Here is a 6,000-nt window from a genome sequence, read left to right as displayed (position 1 = left end):
CATCAATATTGACTGATCCACCGCCTTCGCGAGCAAGCCCGCTCCCACAGGGAGATCGGCGTCATCTACGTAGAACTACGTAGACGCCACGTACGTAGTAACGCGGATTTATTTGTGGACGACATGCGCAGATATTGGGCCAGCTCCGCACTGCGGACACAATTATAAAAATTACCGCCGCAGTCACTGGCTGTCGGCAGGAGACACGCTATGCCCCGTCTGGCTAAACACCTCGCCTGGTTTGCCGTGGCTGTCCTGGGAGCGATTGCGCTGAGTGTCGTGGCCCTGCGCCGCGGCGAAGCGATCAACGCCCTGTGGATCGTAGTCGCAGCCGTCGCCATCTACCTCGTTGCCTACCGCTACTACAGCCTGTTCATCGCCAACAAAGTGATGCAACTCGACCCCAATCGAGCCACTCCGGCTGTGCTCAATAACGATGGTCTGGACTACGTGCCGACCAACAAACATGTCCTGTTCGGTCACCACTTCGCGGCCATTGCCGGTGCAGGTCCGCTGGTCGGCCCGGTATTGGCGGCGCAGATGGGCTACCTGCCCGGCACGCTGTGGCTGATCGCCGGCGTGGTGCTGGCCGGTGCGGTGCAGGACTTCATGGTCCTGTTCATGTCCACCCGCCGCAACGGTCGTTCCCTGGGCGACATGGTCCGTGAGGAAATGGGCCGCATCCCCGGCACCATCGCGCTGTTCGGCTGCTTCCTGATCATGGTCATCATCCTCGCGGTGCTGGCGCTGATCGTGGTGAAGGCCCTGGCCGAAAGCCCTTGGGGCATTTTCACGGTAATGGCGACCATCCCGATCGCGATGTTCATGGGCATCTACATGCGCTACATCCGCCCGGGTCGCATTGGTGAAATCTCGGTGATCGGCGTGCTGTTGCTGCTGGGCTCGATCTGGCTCGGCGGGCAGATTGCCGCGGATCCGGTGTGGGCCAAAGCCTTTACCTTTACCGGTATCCAGATCACCTGGATGCTGATCGGTTACGGTTTTGTCGCGGCGGTATTGCCGGTGTGGCTGATCCTGGCACCCCGTGACTACCTCTCCACCTTCCTGAAAATCGGCACCATCGTCGCCCTGGCGATTGGCATCCTGGTGACCATGCCCGAGCTGAGAATGCCGGCCCTGACCCAGTTCGTCGACGGCACCGGTCCGGTTTGGAAGGGCGGTCTGTTCCCGTTCCTGTTCATCACCATCGCCTGTGGCGCGGTCTCCGGTTTCCACTCGCTGATTGCTTCCGGCACCACGCCCAAGCTGCTCGCCAGTGAGGGGCATGCCCGTTACATCGGTTACGGCGGCATGCTGATGGAGTCGTTCGTGGCGATCATGGCCATGGTCGCGGCTTCGGTCATCGATCCGGGTGTGTACTTCGCCATGAACAGCCCGGCCGCCGTAGTCGGTGCCGATGCGGTCGCGGTTGCACAAACCGTCAGCAGCTGGGGCTTTGCCATTACCCCGGAAGCCCTGCAAGCGGTCGCCCATGACATCGGTGAAACCACCATCCTGGCCCGTGCCGGCGGCGCGCCGACCCTGGCGGTCGGGATCGCGCAGATCCTGCACCAGCTTCTGCCGGGTGAAAACACCATGGCGTTCTGGTACCACTTCGCGATCCTGTTCGAAGCGCTGTTCATCCTCACCGCAGTCGACGCCGGTACCCGTGCCGGGCGCTTCATGCTCCAGGACTTGCTCGGCTCTTTCGTGCCGGCGCTCAAACGCACCGAATCCTGGACCGCCAACCTGGTGGCCACCGCCGGTTGCGTGGCCATGTGGGGTTATCTGCTGTACCAGGGCGTGATCGATCCACTGGGTGGCATCAACACCCTGTGGCCGCTGTTCGGTATCTCCAACCAGATGCTGGCCGGTATCGCGCTGATGCTCGGCACCGTGGTGCTGATCAAGATGAAGCGCCAGCGTTATGTGTGGGTGACCTTGCTGCCGGCCGTATGGCTGCTGATCTGCACCACCACCGCCGGCTTCATCAAGCTGTTCGACGCCAACCCGGCGATCGGCTTCCTGGCCCTGGCGAAGAAGTACAGCGATGCGCTGGCCAATGGTCAGGTGCTGGCCCCGGCCAAGAGCATCGACCAGATGCAGCATGTGATCTTCAACGCCTACACCAACGCGACCCTGACTGCGCTGTTCCTGTTCGTGGTGTTCAGCATCCTGTTCTTTGCGCTCAAGGTCGGCATCGCTGCCTGGGGCACCAAGGAACGCACGGATAAAGAAGCGCCATATCAAGCGCTGCCGGATGCCTGATCATGTTCAATGACCTGAGTCGCCTCGGTAAATACCTCGGTCAGGCCGCGCGTCTGATGGTCGGCATGCCCGACTACGACAACTACGTCGAGCATATGCAGACCAAGCACCCGGACAAGCCGGTGATGGACTACGAGGCGTTCTTCCGCGAGCGCCAGGAGGCCCGTTACGGCAGTAAAGCCGGACCGAAGTGCTGTTGAGTGAAATAAAAAAACCGGCTGAAAGGCCGGTTTTTTATTGAGTACAGGAATGCAGCCAATGCTGCTCATCCACTGTGCAACTCGTTACTGATTTGAACTGTTTATCAGCTATCTCCAAAGATGAAGCGACAGTTTCCCCGACCGGGACTTTAATGGAGGGTCTGGAGCGACTGATCGCGGGGCTGTCATAGCCTCAAGGCTATGGATCCCATACCGAAAAGCTATTTCATCAATCGGTGATCCGGAGCCACGCTCAAAGGTGGTTAGCTGAAAACAAAATCAAGAGGAGATGCCATGTCAACTGAATCGAAATGCCCGTTCAATCACGCCGCTGGCGGTGGCACGACGAACCGCGATTGGTGGCCGAACCAACTGAACCTGAAGATCCTGAGTCAACACTCGCCCAAGTCTGACCCGCTGGGAGGCGACTTCAACTACGCCGAAGCCTTCAAGAGCCTGGACTTCCAGGCGCTGAAAAACGACCTGACTGCGCTGATGACCGATTCCCAGGATTGGTGGCCGGCGGACTTCGGTCACTATGGGCCTTTCTTTATCCGCATGTCCTGGCACGCCGCAGGCACCTATCGCACCGGTGACGGTCGGGGTGGTGCCGGTTCCGGTCAGCAACGTTTTGCGCCGCTCAACAGCTGGCCGGACAACGTCAGCCTCGACAAGGCCCGTCGGCTGCTCTGGCCGATCAAGCAAAAGTACGGCAACAAAATCTCCTGGGCCGACCTGATCGTCCTCGCCGGCAACGTCGCACTGGAATCCATGGGCTTCAAGACCTTTGGTTTTTCCGCTGGCCGCCCCGATGTCTGGGAACCGGACGAAGACGTCTACTGGGGGGCTGAAGGCAAGTGGCTGGGTGGCGACGTGCGTTATGGCAAGGATGCCGGGCAAAATCCCGTAGAGCGCACTCTGGAAACCCCCCTCGCAGCCGTGCAGATGGGCCTGATCTACGTAAACCCGGAGGGCCCTGAAGGCAACTCCGATCCGGTTTCCGCCGGGATAGATATCCGTGAAACCTTTGCGCGCATGGCAATGAACGATGAGGAAACCGTCGCGCTGATCGCGGGCGGTCACGCCTTCGGCAAAACCCACGGTGCAGGTCCCGTCGATCATGTCGGACCTGAGCCCGAAGCCGCCGGCCTCGAGCTGCAGGGCCTGGGCTGGAAGAGCACGTTCGGTACCGGTAAAGGTGGCGACACCATCTCCAGCGGCCTGGAAGTCACCTGGACCACCACGCCAACCCAGTGGAGCAACAACTACCTGGAGAACCTGTTCGGTTACGAATGGGAACTGACCAAGAGCCCGGCGGGGGCAAACCAGTGGACGCCGAAAAACGGCGCTGGCGCCGGTACCATTCCGGATGCCTTTGACCCGTCCAGACGGCGCGATCCGACCATGCTGACCACGGACCTGTCGCTACGCTTCGACCCGATCTATGAACCGATTTCGCGGCGCTTCCTGGCCAATCCAGACCAGTTGGCCGACGCCTTCGCCCGTGCCTGGTACAAGCTGATTCACCGTGACATGGGTCCGCTCTCACGCTACTTCGGCCCGGAAATGCCGAACGAAGAACTGCTGTGGCAAGACCCGATCCCTGCCGTCGATCATCCGCTGGTCAATGACAGTGACGTGGCGGGCCTGAAAAGCAAGGTGCTGGCGTCCGGCCTGTCGGTCTCGCAGCTTGTATCTACAGCTTGGGCGGCGGCTTCCAGCTTCCGTGGCTCCGACAAGCGCGGCGGTGCCAACGGCGGGCGTCTGCGCCTGGCACCGCAAAAGTCCTGGGAGGCCAACCAGCCAGAGCAACTGGCCAATGTGCTGGCCAAACTCGAAGGCATCCAGAACGAGTTCAATAGCGCGCAAACCGATGGCAAGAAAATCTCCCTGGCCGACCTGATCGTGCTCGCCGGTGGCGCGGGTGTCGAACAGGCTGCGAAAAACGCCGGCCACAGTGTGACGGTGCCGTTCAGCCCGGGACGCATGGACGCCAGCCAGGAACAGACCGATGTCGAGTCCTTCGGATTCCTTGAACCGATTGCCGACGGCTTCCGTAATTACCTGAAGCAACAGTACCGGGTGCCGGCCGAAAAATTGCTGATCGACAAGGCACAACTGCTGACGCTCAGTGCGCCGGAAATGACGGTATTGCTGGGTGGCTTGCGCGGGTTGGACATCAATGTCGGCCAGAGCAAACACGGTGTGTTCACCACGCGTCCGGAAGCCTTGACCAACGACTTCTTCACCAACCTGCTGGATATGGGCGTGGAGTGGAAGCCCGTGTCGGATGCCCAGCAAGAGTATGAAGGGCGTGATCGCAAAACCGGTGCAGTGAAGTGGACGGGGACCCGGGTTGACCTGGTCTTCGGTTCGAACGCGCAGTTGCGTGCGCTGGCTGAAGTCTATGCCTGCGCCGATGCGCAACAGAAGTTCGTCAAGGACTTCGTCGCTGCGTGGACCAAAGTGATGAATTTAGACCGGTTCGACTTAAACCGCACTGTCTAGAGGGGATGTTGTCATAACGCTGGCATTACCGGCAAAAAGTGCCTCGGCTCGCCCTCCGGCTCCGACATCAGCGGAGGGCATCCAGCGACCATAAACCTTGGCGATCATGGTCCAGTCTTTGTGGCCAAGCTCGTCGCCGGAAGAAATCAAGGCGTCGAACACTTCCACCAGGGACTTCCTGCTGGATCAAGCCACGCGAGCCATCAACCCGCTGCAGGACGCAGTGGATATCGATGACGCCACCCCTGACGATGTTGCGCTGCTGAAGACATGGAAGCAGTACCGGGTTGCTCGTCGGCTGCGTATCGCGCAAAGTTGTCGTGCCGTTGGTGGGGACATGCCCAGTTCCACCAGCCCCGCCAGCTTGGGCGATACAGGAACCGTCGAACTCTCTTCAGCTTTTGGATCAACTGTTTTCGATATCCGCGCCGGCATCATTGCCGACCAAGCAGGCTTGAAGGTGCTTAAAAGTTATGTACGCAATGTGTGTGGCATACGCTAGTAAATCAGTCTGATACTTTTGCCATTGCTGTTTCCAGCAGGGCTATCAGTGCCGCGGGGAGGTGGCAGAGTTGCTCTGCACCTACATAATCAAACGTTCGAGGCTGAGCGACTATTAATAGCTGTCACGAGAGGCGTCGGCGTATCCGGCGAGAGATGCATTGGTTCGCTTTGACATACCAGTGATTTTTCAACCCTGCGCCGCTCACGCTGGCGAAAGGCTCTGATTGTCGGAACCGTCAGGACAAGGGAAAAAGGCCAGAGCACCAGGGCAGTCAGGATGACCATGACGCAGGTGAATCGGTCAAAACTGCTCGCACCAACAAACACCAGCACTTTTTCAAGAACTATGTTCGGTTCGATCGGTGAAGGGGTGTGGTTGATCCAATCATGACACCACTGCTTGACTTGGAAACATAACCCAACGAATAAGGCAAAAATCCAGACTGCCCCCAAAGAAAAGCCAATCAGCAGCGTGGTTATGATGATTTCCATTTAAGACCTATCCCATTGAGAACTGATC

General features: G+C 59.2%; 5 protein-coding genes. 4 read left to right on the top strand and 1 reads right to left on the bottom strand.

All coding sequences use genetic code 11. From position 1 onward, the window contains the following. Positions 1–210: 210 nt before the first annotated feature. The 4 genes from KGA98_RS18420 (at position 211) to KGA98_RS18400 (ending at position 5,478) form a co-directional block, all read left to right on the top strand. A complete protein-coding gene (locus KGA98_RS18420; protein WP_150814372.1) occupies positions 211–2,268 on the top strand; it encodes a carbon starvation CstA family protein in 2,058 nt (685 codons plus the stop codon). Positions 2,269–2,270: 2 nt separating this feature from the next. Next, positions 2,271–2,468, top strand: coding sequence for a YbdD/YjiX family protein (locus KGA98_RS18415; RefSeq protein ID WP_007976534.1), 198 nt, complete (start codon positions 2,271–2,273; stop codon positions 2,466–2,468). Positions 2,469–2,762: 294 nt separating this feature from the next. Further along, positions 2,763–4,976 (top strand): catalase/peroxidase HPI, encoded by a 2,214-nt coding sequence (gene katG, locus KGA98_RS18410; protein WP_223503062.1) that lies wholly within the window; start codon positions 2,763–2,765, stop codon positions 4,974–4,976. 106 nt (positions 4,977–5,082) lie between these two features. Further along, positions 5,083–5,478: a lysis system i-spanin subunit Rz gene (locus tag KGA98_RS18400; protein ID WP_223503060.1), complete on the top strand. Its 396-nt coding sequence runs from the start codon at positions 5,083–5,085 to the stop codon at positions 5,476–5,478. 89 nt (positions 5,479–5,567) lie between these two features. Here the strand turns inward: KGA98_RS18400 and KGA98_RS18395 are convergent, their stop codons facing one another. Continuing rightward, entirely contained in the window at positions 5,568–5,972 is a 405-nt protein-coding gene (locus tag KGA98_RS18395; RefSeq protein WP_223503058.1) for a hypothetical protein, read from the bottom strand. Positions 5,973–6,000: the final 28 nt, after the last annotated feature.

It is taken from the genome of Pseudomonas sp. BF-R-24 (assembly GCF_019947335.1).
Lineage (GTDB): Bacteria > Pseudomonadota > Gammaproteobacteria > Pseudomonadales > Pseudomonadaceae > Aquipseudomonas > Aquipseudomonas jessenii.
Note: the sequence above shows the minus strand (reverse complement) of the source record. Positions and strands in the feature narration are given on the sequence as shown.